This window comes from Acinetobacter sp. ANC 3781, assembly GCF_004331285.1.
Classification (GTDB): Bacteria; Pseudomonadota; Gammaproteobacteria; order Pseudomonadales; family Moraxellaceae; genus Acinetobacter.
In genome coordinates, this window is sequence record NZ_SJOH01000015.1 from 13,948 (window position 1) to 31,056 (window position 17,109).

At 39.8% G+C, this 17,109-nt stretch carries 19 protein-coding genes; 13 read left to right on the plus strand and 6 right to left on the minus strand.

Annotated features, from left to right (window positions below; translation table 11 throughout):
- Window positions 1-474: 474 nt before the first annotated feature.
- Complete coding sequence (gene hemW, locus E0H89_RS11590) at window positions 475-1,629, minus strand: radical SAM family heme chaperone HemW (RefSeq protein WP_131217248.1); 1,155 nt, start codon at window positions 1,627-1,629, stop codon at window positions 475-477.
- 123 nt (window positions 1,630-1,752) lie between these two features.
- Between hemW and E0H89_RS11595 the strand changes: the two genes are divergently transcribed.
- The 4 genes from E0H89_RS11595 to E0H89_RS11610 all read left to right on the plus strand — a co-directional run bounded on the left by E0H89_RS11595 (window position 1,753) and on the right by E0H89_RS11610 (window position 5,491).
- Window positions 1,753-2,214 carry a DMT family transporter gene (locus E0H89_RS11595; RefSeq protein ID WP_131217250.1) on the plus strand — a complete coding sequence of 154 codons (462 nt, stop codon included), beginning with the start codon at window positions 1,753-1,755 and terminating at the stop codon, window positions 2,212-2,214.
- Between the two features lie 38 nt (window positions 2,215-2,252).
- Window positions 2,253-3,611, plus strand: a complete 1,359-nt coding sequence (locus E0H89_RS11600; protein ID WP_131217253.1) for an MATE family efflux transporter — start codon at window positions 2,253-2,255, stop codon at window positions 3,609-3,611.
- Window positions 3,612-3,834: 223 nt separating this feature from the next.
- On the plus strand, window positions 3,835-5,133 hold the full coding sequence (locus E0H89_RS11605; protein WP_131217255.1) for an ABC1 kinase family protein: 1,299 nt from the start codon (window positions 3,835-3,837) through the stop codon (window positions 5,131-5,133).
- Between the two features lie 103 nt (window positions 5,134-5,236).
- A complete protein-coding gene (locus E0H89_RS11610; protein ID WP_131217257.1) occupies window positions 5,237-5,491 on the plus strand; it encodes a type B 50S ribosomal protein L31 in 255 nt (84 codons plus the stop codon).
- A 117-nt stretch (window positions 5,492-5,608) separates the two neighbouring features.
- Here E0H89_RS11610 and crcB read toward each other — a convergent pair whose 3' ends face one another.
- A complete protein-coding gene (crcB, locus tag E0H89_RS11615; protein ID WP_131217259.1) occupies window positions 5,609-5,989 on the minus strand; it encodes a fluoride efflux transporter CrcB in 381 nt (126 codons plus the stop codon).
- A gap of 176 nt (window positions 5,990-6,165) precedes the next feature.
- On the opposite strand from crcB, the gene E0H89_RS11620 reads away from it, so the two are divergent.
- Window positions 6,166-6,498: a HopJ type III effector protein gene (locus E0H89_RS11620; protein WP_131217262.1), complete on the plus strand. Its 333-nt coding sequence runs from the start codon at window positions 6,166-6,168 to the stop codon at window positions 6,496-6,498.
- A 128-nt stretch (window positions 6,499-6,626) separates the two neighbouring features.
- Here E0H89_RS11620 and E0H89_RS11625 read toward each other — a convergent pair whose 3' ends face one another.
- Window positions 6,627-7,187: a hypothetical protein gene (locus E0H89_RS11625; protein ID WP_131217264.1), complete on the minus strand. Its 561-nt coding sequence runs from the start codon at window positions 7,185-7,187 to the stop codon at window positions 6,627-6,629.
- 172 nt (window positions 7,188-7,359) lie between these two features.
- Between E0H89_RS11625 and E0H89_RS11630 the strand changes: the two genes are divergently transcribed.
- On the plus strand, window positions 7,360-7,983 hold the full coding sequence (locus tag E0H89_RS11630) for a class I SAM-dependent methyltransferase (protein WP_131217266.1): 624 nt from the start codon (window positions 7,360-7,362) through the stop codon (window positions 7,981-7,983).
- A 48-nt stretch (window positions 7,984-8,031) separates the two neighbouring features.
- Here the strand turns inward: E0H89_RS11630 and E0H89_RS11635 are convergent, their stop codons facing one another.
- The gene (locus E0H89_RS11635; protein ID WP_131217268.1) at window positions 8,032-8,499 is read right to left on the minus strand and encodes a Holliday junction resolvase-like protein; all 468 of its coding nucleotides are present in this window, start codon (window positions 8,497-8,499) and stop codon (window positions 8,032-8,034) included.
- 120 nt (window positions 8,500-8,619) lie between these two features.
- On the opposite strand from E0H89_RS11635, the gene E0H89_RS11640 reads away from it, so the two are divergent.
- The 5 genes from E0H89_RS11640 (at window position 8,620) to E0H89_RS11660 (ending at window position 13,929) form a co-directional block, all read left to right on the plus strand.
- Window positions 8,620-9,264, plus strand: a complete 645-nt coding sequence (locus E0H89_RS11640) for a nucleotide-binding protein (protein ID WP_131217271.1) — start codon at window positions 8,620-8,622, stop codon at window positions 9,262-9,264.
- Between the two features lie 139 nt (window positions 9,265-9,403).
- Complete coding sequence (locus E0H89_RS11645) at window positions 9,404-10,534, plus strand: AI-2E family transporter (protein ID WP_165494051.1); 1,131 nt, start codon at window positions 9,404-9,406, stop codon at window positions 10,532-10,534.
- A gap of 109 nt (window positions 10,535-10,643) precedes the next feature.
- Window positions 10,644-11,195: a superoxide dismutase family protein gene (gene sodC, locus E0H89_RS11650; RefSeq protein ID WP_131217275.1), complete on the plus strand. Its 552-nt coding sequence runs from the start codon at window positions 10,644-10,646 to the stop codon at window positions 11,193-11,195.
- A gap of 164 nt (window positions 11,196-11,359) precedes the next feature.
- Window positions 11,360-13,510 carry a YccS family putative transporter gene (gene yccS / locus E0H89_RS11655; protein WP_131217278.1) on the plus strand — a complete coding sequence of 717 codons (2,151 nt, stop codon included), beginning with the start codon at window positions 11,360-11,362 and terminating at the stop codon, window positions 13,508-13,510.
- Window positions 13,511-13,632: 122 nt separating this feature from the next.
- Window positions 13,633-13,929, plus strand: a complete 297-nt coding sequence (locus E0H89_RS11660) for a DUF3817 domain-containing protein (RefSeq protein ID WP_131217283.1) — start codon at window positions 13,633-13,635, stop codon at window positions 13,927-13,929.
- 75 nt (window positions 13,930-14,004) lie between these two features.
- On the opposite strand, the gene craA is transcribed toward E0H89_RS11660, so the two are convergent.
- Together craA and E0H89_RS11670 are read right to left on the minus strand one after the other, a co-directional pair.
- A complete protein-coding gene (gene craA / locus E0H89_RS11665; protein ID WP_131217286.1) occupies window positions 14,005-15,234 on the minus strand; it encodes a chloramphenicol efflux MFS transporter CraA in 1,230 nt (409 codons plus the stop codon).
- A 252-nt stretch (window positions 15,235-15,486) separates the two neighbouring features.
- Window positions 15,487-16,095: an AbiH family protein gene (locus tag E0H89_RS11670; RefSeq protein WP_165494049.1), complete on the minus strand. Its 609-nt coding sequence runs from the start codon at window positions 16,093-16,095 to the stop codon at window positions 15,487-15,489.
- 183 nt (window positions 16,096-16,278) lie between these two features.
- On the opposite strand from E0H89_RS11670, the gene E0H89_RS11675 reads away from it, so the two are divergent.
- Window positions 16,279-16,689, plus strand: a complete 411-nt coding sequence (locus tag E0H89_RS11675) for a transposase family protein (protein WP_131217291.1) — start codon at window positions 16,279-16,281, stop codon at window positions 16,687-16,689.
- Window positions 16,637-17,107 (plus strand): transposase family protein, encoded by a 471-nt coding sequence (locus E0H89_RS11680; protein WP_131217293.1) that lies wholly within the window; start codon window positions 16,637-16,639, stop codon window positions 17,105-17,107. Before E0H89_RS11675 ends, E0H89_RS11680 begins: the two co-directional genes overlap by 53 nt.
- Window positions 17,108-17,109: the final 2 nt, after the last annotated feature.

Consider the following 17,109-nt stretch of genomic DNA (forward strand, 5'->3'; position numbering starts at 1 on the left):
TTTTATTTCATTAAATAGATACGCGTAAATACCCTTCACAAGCTACTCTAAATTTGAAAATAATGTTTTTGCGAGAGAATAGTTCAATTGAGGAAGTACAACAAGTTTTGTGAATGGCGGAAATTTTTAGTTCTTTTTTCAAAAGAAACAAACGAACTCCTTTTATACGATGCACAAATAGTAAGACTCCGCTGTGAACGCTTTTATTTTAGGTAATTCTATAGCTGAAGCTCATTCATTACTTTAGTTTCATCATGAACAGCAAAGCAGCTGCACAAGAACAAAACCACCTTATGAATATTTGAAACATGTTTCAAATATTCTCATCGCAAAACTCGTCAAATACCGTCTAATTATTTTGTTCCTGGCAGAGACATTAAGCTTTTAATCTTGCAGTGCAATGCATCTCATGCCTCAAACAGTTATCGAGGGCTTTATCGTGTATCCAATTTTTTCTTAGAGAGCAGTATCTTATTAAAGAAACTCTTCCAGCACTGAATTTAAAAACACATGCCCCTGCTCGGTACAAGACAAACGGTTTTGATCTTCAACCATGAGCTTTCTAGCACGTAATGAATTTAAAAGTTCATTTAAAGTAATCAAGTCTAAACCTGTACGCTCGTGATAAAGTTTTGCGTCTACGCCATTATTTAAACGTAAGGCATTCATCATAAATTCAAACGGCATGTCTTCATTTTCAATTTTTTTAAACTGAAGATGCTCAGCGGGAACTTTAGCCAAATAATCCTTTGGCAAACGGGTCTTTTGAAAACGATACACACCATCAGGCTGTGTTACTTTGCCATGCGCTCCCGCGCCAATTGCCAGATAATCACCAAATTGCCAGTAATTGAGATTATGTGCAGAAGGCTTTTCCTTACGCCAGGCCGAGACTTCATAATTCACAAAACCATTGGCTTTTAAATATGCCTCGCCCTGTTCCTGAATCTCTTCCAGCACATCTTCAACTGGCAAAACAGGTTGAGTGCGGAAAAATACTGTATTCGGTTCAATGGTGAGTTGATACCACGATACATGAGTAGCGCCATTTTCCACCGCCAGTTTTAAATCATTTAAAGCTTGCTCTAGCGTCTGTTCCGGCAAGCCATGCATCAAATCCACATTGATACGTTCAAAACCGGCATCACGGGCTAAATGAATCGCATTAATCGCATCATTATTACTGTGAATACGACCTAATTTTTTTAGGTGATCCGTATTAAAACTTTGTACTCCTATCGAAAGACGGTTAATCCCTGCTTCTAAATACTCCGCAAAAGGATCATGTTCCACGGTTCCTGGATTGGCTTCCAAGGTAATTTCACAGCCATCTTCAAAGGCAATAATGCTTTTAAGTTGCTCGAATAACCACACGTAACCTTTGGCAGAAATCAGTGACGGCGTCCCACCCCCAATAAAAACACTATGAATCTTGCGATTTTGGGCAAATTCAACCTGGGTGTTAAAGTCTGCCACCAAAGCTTGTAAATATTCCTGCTCTAAATCTAAAGACAGTTTCCCGTCTGGCACAGCATGCGAATTAAAGTCGCAATACGGACATTTACGCACACACCAAGGCATATGGATATATAAAGACAATGGAACAAGTGCAGGATTTAATTCAGCCAAGGAATAAGCTCAAAACAACAGAAAACGGGAAATATATTTTAACATGACTGCATCAAGACGCTAAAGAATACTGTGGATGATTGTTTTAGACTGAGAAAAACTCAACAAGAATACATACTTAATATGATGAAAATATCCAGTCAGTTACTTTTTCTGTTACCGCTTGCGATGGGTATCGGTGTTGCGATGAGTTTGCAAAACGCCTTAAATAATCAATTACGTGAATATTTACATTCTCCCTTGCAAGCTGCCCTTTTATCTTTTTTGGTTGGTACAATAGTGCTTGCCATACTGGTTTTTTTTCAATCCGCAGAAAAACCTCATTTTGCAACTTTAATCCAGATTCCCTGGTTTCTTTGGTTAGGTGGTTTTTTAGGCGTTTATGCCATCAGTTTGAGTATTTATGCTGTCCCTAAACTGGGTTTTCTCATCCTGACCGGACTGGTTATTTTTGGGCAAATCGCCATGTCGATATTACTGGACCATTTTGGCTGGTTTGGGACTGAAAAAACCCCAATTAACTGGCAACGCCTTTTAGGAAGTATGGTTATTTTCGTTGGCGTACTGCTTACTTTGCAACGCTAACGGTCATGATCTTTATTAATAAATAATGAGTATTTTTTGTGTCTAATGTCACTGCTTTAACGACAACAAACCGCTTTGAATTAAAGCAACTCTTTCATTTGATGATTCCCATTTTAATCACCCAATTTTCCCAAGCAGGTTTGGGTTTAATTGATACCATTATGGCGGGACATCTCTCCCCAACTGACCTTGCTGCCATTGCAGTCGGTGTAGGTTTATGGATTCCGGTGATGCTGTTATTCAGTGGCATCATGATTGCGACCACCCCTTTGGTTGCAGAAGCCAACGGAGCACGTACCCCTGAAAAAATTGCCACCATTGCACGGCAGTCGCTTTGGGTCGCATTTATTCTCGGAATCATTGCAGCATTGATTTTACAAGTCATGCCATTTTTGTTGCCTATTTTAGGCGTACCTGAAGCGTTACTGCCAAAAGCCAGCTTGTTCTTGCATGCCATTGGTTTAGGTATGCCGGCAGTGACGATGTATGCAGCGCTACGCGGTTACTCTGAAGCACTGGGCTATCCACGCCCGGTTACTGTCATTAGTCTGATTGCACTGGTTGCACTGATTCCACTGAACTTAATTTTTATGTATGGCTTAGGCCCGATTCCTGAACTGGGCAGTGCCGGCTGTGGATTCGCCACCGCTATTTTGCAATGGCTGATGTTTATTGCTTTGGCCACTTATGTTTTTAAAAATAAAGCTTACCGTAAAACCCAAGTTTTTGCCGCATGGGAAAAAATTGATCCATACTGGGTAAAACGTATTTTACAGCTCGGTTTCCCGATCGGTTTAGCCATCTTCTTTGAAGTCAGTATTTTTAGTACCGCAGCAATAGTTTTAAGCCCTTTGGGCGAAACCTTGGTTGCAGCACATCAGATTGCCATTTCCGTGACCTCGCAATTGTTTATGATTCCAATGTCGCTCGCAATTGCGCTCACCATTCGTATTGGTACTTATTATGGTGAGAAAAACTGGCAGGCGATGCGTAAAGTTCAGTATCTGGGATTACTGACCGGGACAATTTTAGCGCTTGCCACCATGGCACTGATCTGGTTCTTCCGGCCTGAAATCGTCTCGATTTACACTTCAGATTATGAGGTGGCACAAGTGGCCATGTATCTGTTGTTATTTGCGATTGCCTATCAGTTAATGGATGCATGGCAAGTCAGTGCAGCAGGTTGCCTGCGTGGCATGCAAGATACCAAAGGACCAATGTGGATCACCATGATCGCTTATTGGGTGATTGCCTTGCCTGTTGGTATTTACTTGGCACGCTTTACAGAAATGAAAGCGGCTGGAGTGTGGGTCGGTTTAATTGTTGGTTTAACTGTTGCCTGTGTGCTGTTATTAACCCGTTTATATCGGATTAATCACCGAATTAAAACTGCTTAACTATCTCGATCTCATTCCTTTTCTCATGAAAAAGGAATGAGATGAATAATAATATGAATAAAAAATAATCATAACCACTTCATCTCTTTAAGCTTCAAAAAATACTTTTAATTTTAAAAATTGCACAGTAAAAATGCAGCTTTTAACAATTTAAAGTAGGCAATATCAAGTTTAACGCCTATGATCATTAAAACACTTCTATGATGATCTTGAGGAATATCGCATGGCAAAAACGGCTAGCACACCCGGTCGTCGTTTTCTGAAACTTGCCACTATGACGGCGAGCATTGCAACTAAAACCGTCTCAAATTCAATCAAAAATTTTAATGCCGATGAAGAACAAAAAAATGCCTCTCGCAGTAAACTTTTTCAAGATATAGGTCTACAAATTGCAGATACCCTTGGCGAAATGAAGGGTGCAGTGATGAAAGTGGGACAAATTGCGTCACAATATAAAGACATTTTCCCGCCTGAAGTCGCGCGTGCCATTAGCAAATTACAGCGCCAGGCCCCTGCAATGCCTTTTGCTGAAATTAAAGCTCAAGTCGAAAAAGAGTTGGGTAAACCACTCGATCAAATCTTTAAACACTTTGATGAACAACCTTTTGCCGCAGCTTCTATTGGCCAAGTGCATAAAGCTTTCTTGCCGAATGGGCAACAAGTTGTGGTTAAAGTACAATATCCGGGTGTCGATGAAGCCTGCGAAAGCGATCTGAAACAAGTCCGTTTGGCTTTACGTTTAATGGGTGTATTGAAGGTTGATCGAAAATTACAAGATCAACTGTTCAAGGAAATTCAGGAAAGTTTAGACAATGAACTGAATTATGAAATTGAAGCGCAAAATTTAGAAGTGGCGCGTACATTTCATGAAGCTTTGGACAATAAGATTATTATCCCACAAGTCTATAAAGACTATTCTTCACGACATATTTTAACCTTGAGCTTGGAGCAGGGTGAAAGTATTGAAACTGCAAGTACCTGGTCCCAAGACACCCGTAATGAACTGGGTCGCCGTTTATTTCGTGCCATTGGGCAAGAGATTTTCTATTTAAAACGCTTTCATTGCGACCCGCATCCGGGCAATTTTGCGTTTCGTGAAGATGGCACCGTGGTTATTTACGATTATGGTGGTGTAAAAGTATTATCCGGTGAAACTGTACAGCACTTTAAGCATTTGATTCAGTCTGCCCGTGAAGGCAATATTGCGGAAATGGAACAACAGCTGGATGCCCTGCATGCCATTTCAGAACAAGGAAAATTCCCGGCTGACCTTTACAGGCAGTGGTTAGAAGTCCTAATGCGCCCCCTTAGCACCATGTACGATTTTGAAGAAAATTCCGCACATCATGATGGCATGGAACTACTTAAGCCTTCATTGAAATATTGGGATGTATTCAAGCCTTCGCCAGAAACATTGATGGTTAATCGTACCGTATCAGGTCATTACTGGAATATGATTCATTTAAAAATGCATGACAATCTCAATGACCTGTTTGATGAACTGGTGCCACCGCGTCAATAAACCTTTCATACAACCCAAATAAAGTTTCTGATTTGGGTTTTATTTGCCAAAGCGAAAGTTATGTTATAACATAATTAAATCAATAATAGTTTTGGAGTCAACTATGCGCGCTAATATCCATCCAGAATATCGTGAAGTCCTGTTCCATGACACCAATGCGGATGCCTATTTCATTATTGGTAGCACCTTACAAAGCCAACACACCAAAAGTTATCAAGGTCAGGATTATCCTTATGTAACTTTAGATATTTCCAGTGCATCGCATCCGTTTTATACAGGTGAACAACGTCAAACCAGTAATGAAGGACGTGTGGCAAGCTTCAATAAACGTTTTGCGCGTTTCAAACGCACACAATAAGTTAATATTCAGTTAAGCTGATGTTGTTATTTTTTCATTATTAAGAAGCCTAAGCCTCCTCCTCCACTTAGGCTTCTTTTTTTTATCTATTGTATTTTTATCAAAAACGTTCAGCTTTTATTTGCTGTGTAATAACCATTGAAACAAATAAAAACCCAATGCCAAAACCATCACTCCAATGATGACACTTGAGATCACATAGCCTAAAGCGAGTGTGGTCTGACCATGTTTCAATAACTGAAAGGTTTCCAAACCAAAACTGGAAAATGTGGTGAAGCCACCTAAAATTCCGACCATCAAAAACAGCCGTGCTTCATTTTGCAAGCTGGGAAATTTTTGACTATAAGCAAAGAATATTCCTGCAAGCAGGCAGCCAAAAATATTGACCCACCATGTGGTCCAGGGAAATACGCTGGTCGGTTTAAGCAAAAATACCCCTGCACTATAACGCAAACTTGCGCCAATCGCCCCACCCATCGCCACCAATAACCAGCTCATTTATTTCGTCCAATATCGGATGTATATAACATGTCTTATCTACACAACCCTGTTTTCATTGAACAATACTTTTGCATGAATCTGTATTTTTTACAAAGAAATAATGCTGAATAAAACACATAAAAATTGTTATAGTCTGGCGGTTAAATTGACTATTTGTATGGATTGAGAAAATTATGGCTCAAGATTTATTGGCACAACTTCAAGCAGGCGAAGCGAAATTTGCAGATGTGATTGCATATATTGAAGCCCGTTATAACCATGCGCCAACCGCATTCAAAAATGGGCAACAAGCCAATGCTGCGACTGAAAATCAGGGCAGTGCCAAAGTATTTTCTTTTGCTCAACTGAATGGTTTAGATCAGGCACAAACCTTAAGTTTATTCGCTGAACACTATGCTGCTGTATTAGCGACGCCTGATTCAACCGATCACCAGAATATTCGCCAGTTTATGCAAAATGGTTGGGATGGCATTCAGTTCGAAGGTCAAGCTTTAACAGCGAAATAAGTTTCTGATATAAGTCTTAGAATATAACAAGCCCACTTTACTTAAGTGGGCTTGTTATTCACCCCTTAGAAAAAGGTGAGTATTCTCGAAAAATCTTTCGAGTACACAAGAAAGCGATTTAAAAAGGATTAACCTTTTACTTTTTCAATCCATTCAATTGAACTGACGCGAAATAACTCGCAGGCACCATCTCCCGTATCGGTCGGGGTTAGAGATGAAGTCCAGACCAAATCTTTATCTTTAATTTCAACCAGCTCCCCGGTTAAACGTACCAGATCACCCCGTTTTACATTTTTAATTTGTTTGGCAATCTGTGGGTTTGCCGGAATAATATGCATATTTGACACCATCTGCATGGCTTGCTCTTTCGGTACCGGTAAACGGTCAATCTTCCAGTTCAGGTAACGGTCATACTGATTAACCGATATATGTCGTGCAATTTCAGGCTCCGCAAATAAGCCCCAACTTACCGCATAATCAATTGGAGAAAACTTGGCTTGCTCATCGCTGGTATAAATTTTTGAGCCTAAAATACGAAAATCACCTCTAAAAGATTGTAGCTTTTTAATTGATTGGTCTTTAGCAACCGGCGCTAAACCCTTAGCAATATTATGATCGACAGATGCGCTGGCGCTTACTTGTAACATGGTAGTTGCAAGTAAAACACTAAATAATAATTGTCTAGTCATCTGTGTACCTCAAAGCGAATTTCTTTATTTTCAATTTTTATCTTAAATCATGAAACTTAAATCACCATATGGACTTGGTAACAATATAGATATATTCAGTCACTTTTTTGTCTTATTAATTGAAGGAAATTTCTATTAATCTAAATAGATATAAAGAAAAATTAAGCGATCAATGATTTATAAATTTTATCAGCAACATATTTTCCCACATTTGCTTAATCAAGTGATGCAAACGCCAAGCTTGATGGATCAGCGTCGTGAATTACTGTTACCGATTTCAGGTGAAGTGTTAGAAATTGGTTTTGGAACCGGGATAAATCTGCCCTTTTATCAAAACATCGATACGCTATACGCACTCGAACCGAATCCAGATATTTATCAACTCGCTATTCAACGTGTGCATGAAAGTGCGATACATGTGCAGCATGTTCAGGCGAGTGCAGAAAAGCTGCCTTTTGCAGATAACAGTATCGAACACATTGTTAGCACCTGGACTTTATGCAGTATTGAAAATTTAACCCCAGCTTTAAATGAACTGCATCGGGTACTCAAACCGACTGGTACTTTACATTTGATTGAGCATGTTCAATATCAGGACAACAAGACACTTAAGCATTTACAGAATTTGCTGACTCCGCTGCAAAAACGTCTGGCAGATGGATGTCACCTGAATCGCAATATTGAGCAAGCCCTGCTGGATGCAAATTTTCGCTTTAAAGAACAGCATTATTTTGATGCCACCGGGATTCCTAAAATTGGCAGACGCATGTTCTTTGCCCGGGCTGAAAAAGCATAGTGATTGTTGCCCGGATTGAATCTGGGCAACCTGTTTAGCTACACTATATTAATCATCAAAATCGATACGAATGGTTTCAAAACGAACCCGGCCATCGCGAATGGCTTGAGCAATCGCTTGTTGCCCTTTGGTGAGTCGTGCGCTACCACTTTTAATATCAATCAGCACCACTTCTATATCCTCAGCTCGCCCTTCACCATCGCGTAAATCGGTATAGCCATCAAATACTACGTAATCGACCGGATCACCCAAGAATTTGGCATCACTGGGCAAGTATTGAAACTCAGGCATAATCGGTGCCATTTGCTCTGCCATTTTCCCTTTCAACACGGCGCGACTGGTATTTACACTACGCTTTTGTGCATGGATTAAAGCCTGTTGATGCTCTAACTCCAGCTCGGCAATATATTGTTCATACTCTGCTTTGACTCGTCCATTTCGGGTATTGCTTAAAATTAGTGTGGTTAATACCACGCCTATACACCCACCAATCAACATTGCCATCCAAATGGACATTATTTTTTCCTAATCCAAAAAAGTGCCGCCACATGGGTCTTTAAGACTTTTGTCATGTGTCATATTCGTCGCATCAAACAATGATATGCTAGGGCGGAGCAGAATAAAATCGTCAGGGTCATGAAAACAATCTTAATTGCAAATCAAAAAGGTGGATGTGGTAAAACCATTACCGCGATCAGTCTGGCTGCGGCTTTAGCACAAAAAGGTTACCGTGTTGCACTGGCAGATGCCGACAACCAAAAATCGACTTTGCAATGGCTCAAACATCGCCCTGACAATGCTGCCCCAATTCAAAGCCTGGACTGGCGACATGAAAAATCAATTGGTGATGCCCCTAAAAATATTGAATATCTGATTATAGATGCGCCGGGTGCACTTTCTGGTGAGCATGCAGAACAACTGATTGGGGAAGCTCACGCCATTATTACGCCCTTACAACCTTCATTTTTCGATATCGACAGCACGCGCCGTTTCTTAAAACATTTACAGGACATCAAGCGTATTCGTAAAGGCAAAGTACAAATTTTACTACTTGCCAATCGTGTTAAAGCCAACAGTGCCAGCACGAAAGAGATTCAAGATTTTTTCAATAAAATTGAACAGCAACCGGTGGCCTGGATTTCTGAACGCACTGCTTATAGTCAGTTGGCTATGCAGGGACTCACCGTGTTTGATAAAACACAAAAAAATTATTTAAGCATGCAAAACCAGTGGCAACCGGTTTTAAATGCCATTATCGATGATCCGACAAAATGGTTTTAGGGGCTTACAGGGTCTAGCTTGCCGTCCAGAAGCAGTGTTTGCTTATTGATTATTCACGAGAACTTACTCGGCATTCATTTTCGCGAGCTTTTTTTTCAGTTAAGATGGCATGGACCTTAGAAACAAATCAGTGAATGCAGTGCAACAGTACGCGCCAACATTACAAAAAGTATTATTATTTGGATTATTTTTCATCCTCCTTTTCTTGAGCTTTAACGTCCTCAAATACTTTATTGTGCCTGTACTTTGGGCAGCCATTATCGCCTATATGACCTGGCCTTGGTATCAATGGATTTATCGTAAGTCTGGTTCACGTGCCACCCTAAGTGCAACCATCATGATCAGTCTGATTATTTTGCTGATCGGTATTCCACTGACCTTCGGTATTTTCATGCTGCAACATGAAGGTCGAAATTTATATTATGAATTGCAAAAACAGGTGTTCTCAGGTCATTTAAATGTTCCGCAATTTATTCGCGATTTACCGTTTATAGGCAAGGAAGTCAGCCGAACCTTAAAGGATATCAATACTGATCCGAACAGTATTATACAGAGTGTATCCATCTGGATTCAGGGTCATCTCAATTATGGTCGTTTCGTTCTCAATGAGATTGGCAAAAATATTGTTAAGCTGTGTTTTGCGGTACTTTCGCTGTTCTTTTTCTACCGTGATGGTCAAACTATTCTGAACCAGGTCAGCAAGGCGCTGGAAATGATCATTGGCCCACGGGTTCATCATTATTTAGACACCATTTCTGAAACGACACGTGCTGTGGTTTATGGCGTCGGTTTAACTGCGGTAGCGCAAGCAGTATTAGCTGGTTTAAGTTATTTTGTTGCCGGCGTACCCAACCCAATGGTACTGACCATTGTGACCTTCATCCTGGCACTGATTCCGTTTGGAACACCGATTGCTTACGGTTCAGTTGCCTTATGGCTGTTCTCTCAAGGACAGACTATGGAAGCCATTGGAGTCATGGTCTGGGGTGTCTGTATTGTCAGTACTTCAGATAACGTGATTCGTCCACTGGTAATTTCGGGTGCAACCCAAATTCCATTCTTGCTGATCATGTTCGGGGTATTAGGGGGGATTGCCAGTTTTGGTCTGGTGGGCCTGTTTATTGGTCCGGTGATTCTTGCGGTGTTGCTGGCGATTTGGCGTGAATGGTTGCATGAAACCAATGAATTTGGGCCTTTCATGCTGCCAAAATCCACTATGGCGTATGATCTGGATGATGATAAAGACGAGTCCACCCCAGATAAAACTTAAGCTTAAAGTTTAAGAAACTCATACATTCAAATACTTAATTAGCATTGAGTTGCATCCGTCCCCTTGTTTGAATGGTCAAGGTCATAATAAAACATAAGGATGCAACTTAATGTCTTCTTCACTATTCAAATTAACGACACTCTGTACCGTTGCTGGTTTTGCAATGGTGGGCTGTGCAAACTCCCCGAGCTCATCTCATGAGGCTCCTCATCAGACGACTGTTCATGCGGTATCGGCCCAAGGTGTAGGTAAAGCCATTGGTACGATTCAATTCAAAGACAGTCCAGCAGGTTTAGTGCTTACGACTGACCTGGCTGAACTGCCACCCGGCCCACATGGTTTCCATATTCATGAAAAAGGTTCTTGTGACCCGGCTGAAAAAGATGGAAAAATCGGTGCGGCCATTGCAGCGGGCGGTCACTTTAACCCGAACCAAGCGCCTCATCACGGAACGCCACTTACCGGTCATTTAGGTGATTTACCTTTATTAAATGTGGATGCTCAAGGACACGCGAAGGTGACTTTGGTTGCACCGCGTTTAAAACTGGCCGACATTCAAGGTTTAGCGATTATGGTTCATGCCGGTGGCGATAACTATGCCGATCAACCTAAACCTCTGGGCGGTGGTGGCGATCGTATTGCCTGTGGCTTGATTAAATAATTAGCCTAAAAAATATAAAGAAAAAAAGCAGGTCAAAACCCTGCTTTTTGCTTCATACCTTGCTACATCCTTAAAAAACCAATGCTCTTTAACACCAGCATAAATTGACACAGCCCCTAAAAAAGCTCAGGCTATATTCACAATAATTGATCTTTAGAAAAATCGTGAATAGCCTGAAAGACTTAATTCAACGCTTTGAATCCAATTCCATTTTAATTTATTGCTTGCAGATTTTTATTGTCCTGACCGGAACCACCTTAGGCTTAGTGTTTTTAGGTTATGAGTCCTTAATTGTTCCAGTGACTTTGGGTGCTATTGCCACTGCCCTGACCGACTTTGATGACCGCCTGAGTATTCGTCTGCGCAATCTGATTTATGTCTGTATCCTGTTTTTTGGCGTCAGCAGCATTCTTGAATTTCTCTATCCTTATAAACTGCTTTTTATCCTGTATTTATCGCTATCGAGTGCCGCTTTTATTTTAATGGGTGCACTGGGACAGCGTTATGCCACCATTTCTTTTGGCACGATTTTATTATCCATTTACACCATGTTTGGACTGGGGGAATACAGCCAGTGGTATCAGCAACCCAGCTATTTTGTACTGGGTGCGTTGTGGTATGGTCTGACTTCGATCATCTTTTATTTACTCAAACCGACTCAAGCAGTCCAGGACAATTTAGCCGCCAATTTCAATGCCATTGCTGACTTACTGTTGGCTAAAGCCCGTCTGTTTGATCCCGATAATACCGACAATATTGAACCGCTACTGTATGAGCTTTCCTTAAAGAACAGTGAAGTGGTACAAAGTCTAAATATCACCAAAGCATCGTTACTGACCCGTTTAAAGGCATCGCGTGCCAATAAAAATACCATTTACTGGCTCAATCTTTATTTTTTAGCGCAAGATATTCATGAACAGGCGACATCAAACTATCTGCATTATGAAAATATTCATCAAAACTTTAGCCGTACTGACCTGATTTTTCGGATTCAAAAAAATGTAAAGCTGCATGCCTTATCGTGTCAGAAACTGGCGCACGATATTCTGACCCATCAGACTTATCAGTCGAATCCGGACACCGATCTTGCGATTGCCAATCTGGAAAATTCGATTCAATTATGGATTGAAGAAAATCCGCAGAATCTGGAAGTGAAAAATCTGCTGCTGATTTTGCGTAATCTGAAAAAAATTCAGGAACAGTTTTTAAATTTGAGTCATGAACAAAATAATTATCGTCAAAATTATTTGCAGCATCAGGAAAATCTAAATTTACTGGATGATGATATTCAGGATATCCCGGATTTATGGCTAAAACTGAAACAACATTTTACGCCCAATTCAGCGTTGTTTCGGCATGCAGTACGGATTGCCTTTGTTTTTGCGGTCGGTTATGCCATCTCATTAATGCCCTTCGCCAAAAATGGTTACTGGATTTTATTGACCAGTTTATTCGTCTGTCAGATCAGTTATTTCGCCACCAAAAGCCGCTTAAAACTACGTACTTTAGGTACTCTTTTAGGTGTCCTTTTAGGTATGCCGATTTTATATTTTGTTCCAAGTATTGAAGGGCAACTGGTTCTGACCATTATTTCTGGCGTGTGTTTTTTCTATCTGCGTTCCAAAAAATATGCCATGGCAACCCTTATGGCCACTTTAATGGTGCTGCTGATTTTTAATTTAAAAGGCGCAGGCTATGCCATTATTTTGCCTAGAATTGTAGACACCATTTTAGGCTGTCTGATTGCCTGGTTTGCGGTCAGTTTTATCTGGCCGGACTGGAATTTCCGTAATATTTCTAGCACCATCAAAAAAAGCAACCAAGCCACTTTGAACTATTTCGATGCGGTGGTGAAACAATATCAGTTTGGCAAAAACAACAGCCTGGATTACCGTCAGGCACGTCGTACCGCACACAATGCGCAAATTGAATTATCGAGCATGATTTCCAGTTTAAGTACCGAACCTAATCCAAATCAGGCGCTGATTCATGCGGCCTTTCGCTATCTGGTCTATAGCCACAGTCAACTCAGTTATGTTTCGGCTCTGGGCAGTCACCGTGAACAGGTGCAAGACGTGCAAGTGCTGGATTTAATGCTGTGGTGTAAAGACACGCTATTTGCCGTACTGTTACAGCAACAAGCTTTGGATATAGACAAAATTCAGCACAAGCTGCAAGACATTCAACACATGAGCACACAAGAAAATTTGTCTGAAAATTTATTATTGGCACTGAAACAGATCAGTTTATTACTGGAAACGCTGCCTGAATTTATAGATTTACACAGCCAACTGCTGAAGCAGGAAATTAAATAATCCGAGTTAAATAGTTGGTTATAAGTATTTGATATATTTTAAAAATATATTTATTTTTTAATTCCCTACCGCGGCAATACTCAGTAAACTCATGCTTGATTCTGATTAATTTAAGCATGAGCATGAATATTCAAACTTTACGTGTCATTGGTCTTTTAGAAGGTATTTCCTTTCTGCTGCTTTTGTTTATCGCGATGCCGATGAAATATATGCTGGATAATCCGATTTTAGTGAAATATGTCGGCATGGGACACGGCGTACTGTTTATCCTGTTTTTGATTGTTCTGTTTACCGTTTGCGAAAGACAGAAATGGTCGATTACCATGTTTATATTGGGTTTAATCGCATCTATTTTACCGTTTGGCACTTTTGTTTTCGATCGCAAATTAAAGAACTTTGAACAGCCAATCGCTGAATAAAAACTATTTCTTTAAGTTCAAGTGCATTCGTCCTCTCCTGCATTTTTGAAGGAGAAGACGGTGTGACCTTAATGTTTAAAACGCGCCACGCTGTTTACGTTCTTGTAAAATTTGTTTAAGCATCGCTCGAGGAAAACTAAACCACAGTGCAATTAAAATAAAACAGGCCACTGCATAAGCCCAAAGATGGTATTGCTCATACATTATCCGAACCAGTTCAATAATAATAAAGAAGCTGAACATCAACAGCATTGAAACGGCGGCTGCGACTGTACCTTTGGAAACTTCCGATGACATCAGCGCAAAACGGTACAGCACCGAAAAACTGATGCCTTCACCAAAGCTGATTAAAGTCATGCCTGCAATTAAGCACCAGATCAGAAAGTCCTGCCAGATCACTCCAGCCAGTAAAACCACGGTTCCGAGGAGCATAATCGGTAAACCCATGAGAACTGATTTTCCCAAAGCCAGTTTATCGATAATTTTAATCAGCACGATATTACCAAGGATTAATCCACCCAGTACCGGAAACTGTGCCAAGCCATATTGCATGCTGCTAAAGCCCAACTCTTCCACCAACATGACTGGTGAAAGTGCAATCCACAGCATCAACGGCATACTGACCATCGGTAATGCCAAAGCCATTCCCAAAAAGCGTTTATTTTTATAAACTTGTCTAAAGTCATCCAGAATATAACTGATCGGCTGTCTTGGAATGCTGACTTTAGTCTCCGGCATTTTTGCCTTTAACCCAAACCAGCTTAAAAAGGCCAAAAATGCGATACCAACGAAACCCCAATGCCAAGAGATATGATCAATCAGAAATGCACCGATCACAGGTCCCAGTAAGGGTGCAAGCAATGAAATATTGGCCATCAGTGCCATGACTTTAATCGCGTCGCGTTCTTCAAAGGTTTCCTGAATAGCCGCATAACCGACGGCGGAAATAACCGTTAAGCCAATGCCTTGTAAAAAGCGCAGCGCCAAAAAGCTTTCAATATTTTTCGTCAGTAAAATTAGTAAGCAGCACAGTACAAAAAATATTACGCCAGCAAGTAATACTTTTTTTCTTCCAAGTCTGTCGGACAATGGACCGAGTAACCATGCGACACATGCTCCGCCCAACAAGTAAAACGACATGGAAGATGGTGCCCATGAACTGGTCACGCCAAAGTCTTTGGTAATGGCAAGCATGGCAGGCTGAACCAAGTCGTTCCCGATATAGACAGAAAATTCAAACAGCACCAATGCCAATGGGAACATTAGCGTGGCACGGTTTAAGGTGGCGGTTTTAACTTTTTGCATTGTTTTTCTACATATATTTTAGGCTTGTGGGGCTACACACTATTTTTAGGGAGAGATGCGTCAGCCCAATGCCAAGCATTGAGTGTTTAAATTAAAGTTTGGGAAATACACTTAGTGCATAGTGACTTAAAACACCGTATTCACAAGGTGTCTAAAAAGATAAAAAAGTATTTCATGAGAAAATTGATCTCAAACAACTACACCTACTTGGTTGAGTAGGTATAGTTTAGCAGATAGAAAGTTAGGTGCGAATTAGGCCTCAGCTAATTTAGACAGCTCAACAGGTTCTATATTATTCAATTTAGCTATATCAGGATTTTGTTCAAATTTAAGCCAGCCTTTTTTCATCCATAACTCAACTTTATCTTTTTTTAGAATATCTAATAAATTATTTAAAAGCCGAGGTGCATCATTTCTATGAAAATAGACAGTTACAAGACATTGAACATTCGGCTTTTGATTAAATGAAAAGATTTCATTTATATAAGATTCATCTGATTCAGCTAATGAATGCCCCCAAATATAGATGTTAATATTTTGTTGACCAATAGAATTTGAATCAATTAATGACATCAATTTTTTATTTTCTCTTAAAAAAAGATAGTCAGTATTATTTAACAATTTTTGATGATATTTAGTAAAGCTGTAATTTTTAAACTTTTTTAAGAACTCATTTTTAAGATCGGAAATGCCTAGAACTAAGCTTTTACCTACACGACCATGTATGAATTCAATTTTTGTATCAGGTGTATAAAACCGATTTAGTGTTTGAGTATAATTAAATGATAAAATATCTAAGTACTCTATATCAAAAGTAAATTTTTCTTTGTTGATTTTATTATAGGGACTTAATTCTTCCACTATATTTACAAGATACCAATCAAAAAGCTTTATAAATTATTTAAATTGCGTTCAAGATCTTCAATTATTAAATGTGAATTAATATCCAAATCTAGTTTATTATTTCTATAATAGATCTCTTTCATAAATCAAAAAACGATCTATCTCTTGCGGATTATTTGTACCGAAGAATTTTAAATATTCATGCATAATTTGCGTATGAAATACGTCGATTCAAAAAAGCTTTCTGAAACACAGTTTAAGCGATATACAGGCATCTCTTGTTCAACCTTTGATTTAATGGTTGAACAACTGAAAATGAATGTCCCTGCTAAAGGTAGACCAACCAAATTGAGCATAGAAGATCAAATTCTTCTGTGCTTAAGTTATTGGCGTGAATACCGAACATTGTTCCATGTTGCAACAAGTTATGGTGTGTCAGAGCCAACTGCTTCAAGAATCGTTCGCCATGTAGAGGACTGTTTGATCAAGTCCAATCTATTTAATTTACCGAAGAATTTACCTAAAGGTGAAGGCATCGACTGGAAGGTGGTGATCGTGGATGCCACAGAAATTCCAATACAAAGACCTAAAAAAACAGAAAAAAAGCTATAGTGGCAAGAAGAAGGCACATACTTTCAAAGTTCAAGCCATCATTCATTATCAAACTCAGAAAATACTGAGTTTATGCACAAGTCGCGGTGCTATACATGATTTCGAACTCTTCAAACGTAACTTGAATCAGATTCCTACAGGTGCATTTATCCTTGCAGATAAAGGCTATCAAGGGATTTACGCAGTGTATCCGAATAGCTTATTGCCTCTAAAAGCAAAGAAGCGCTGCAAACTGGATCCTGAGCTAAAACTTTACAATCAAGAAATCAATAAAAGAAGAATTGTCATTGAGCATATATTTGGCAGTTTAAAAACCTTCAAAATCCTTGCCGAGCGATATCGTAATCGAGGCAAAAGACTAGGCTTAAGATTCAATTTAATTGCTGGAATCTATAACATGGAACTGAGTGAAAACTGACT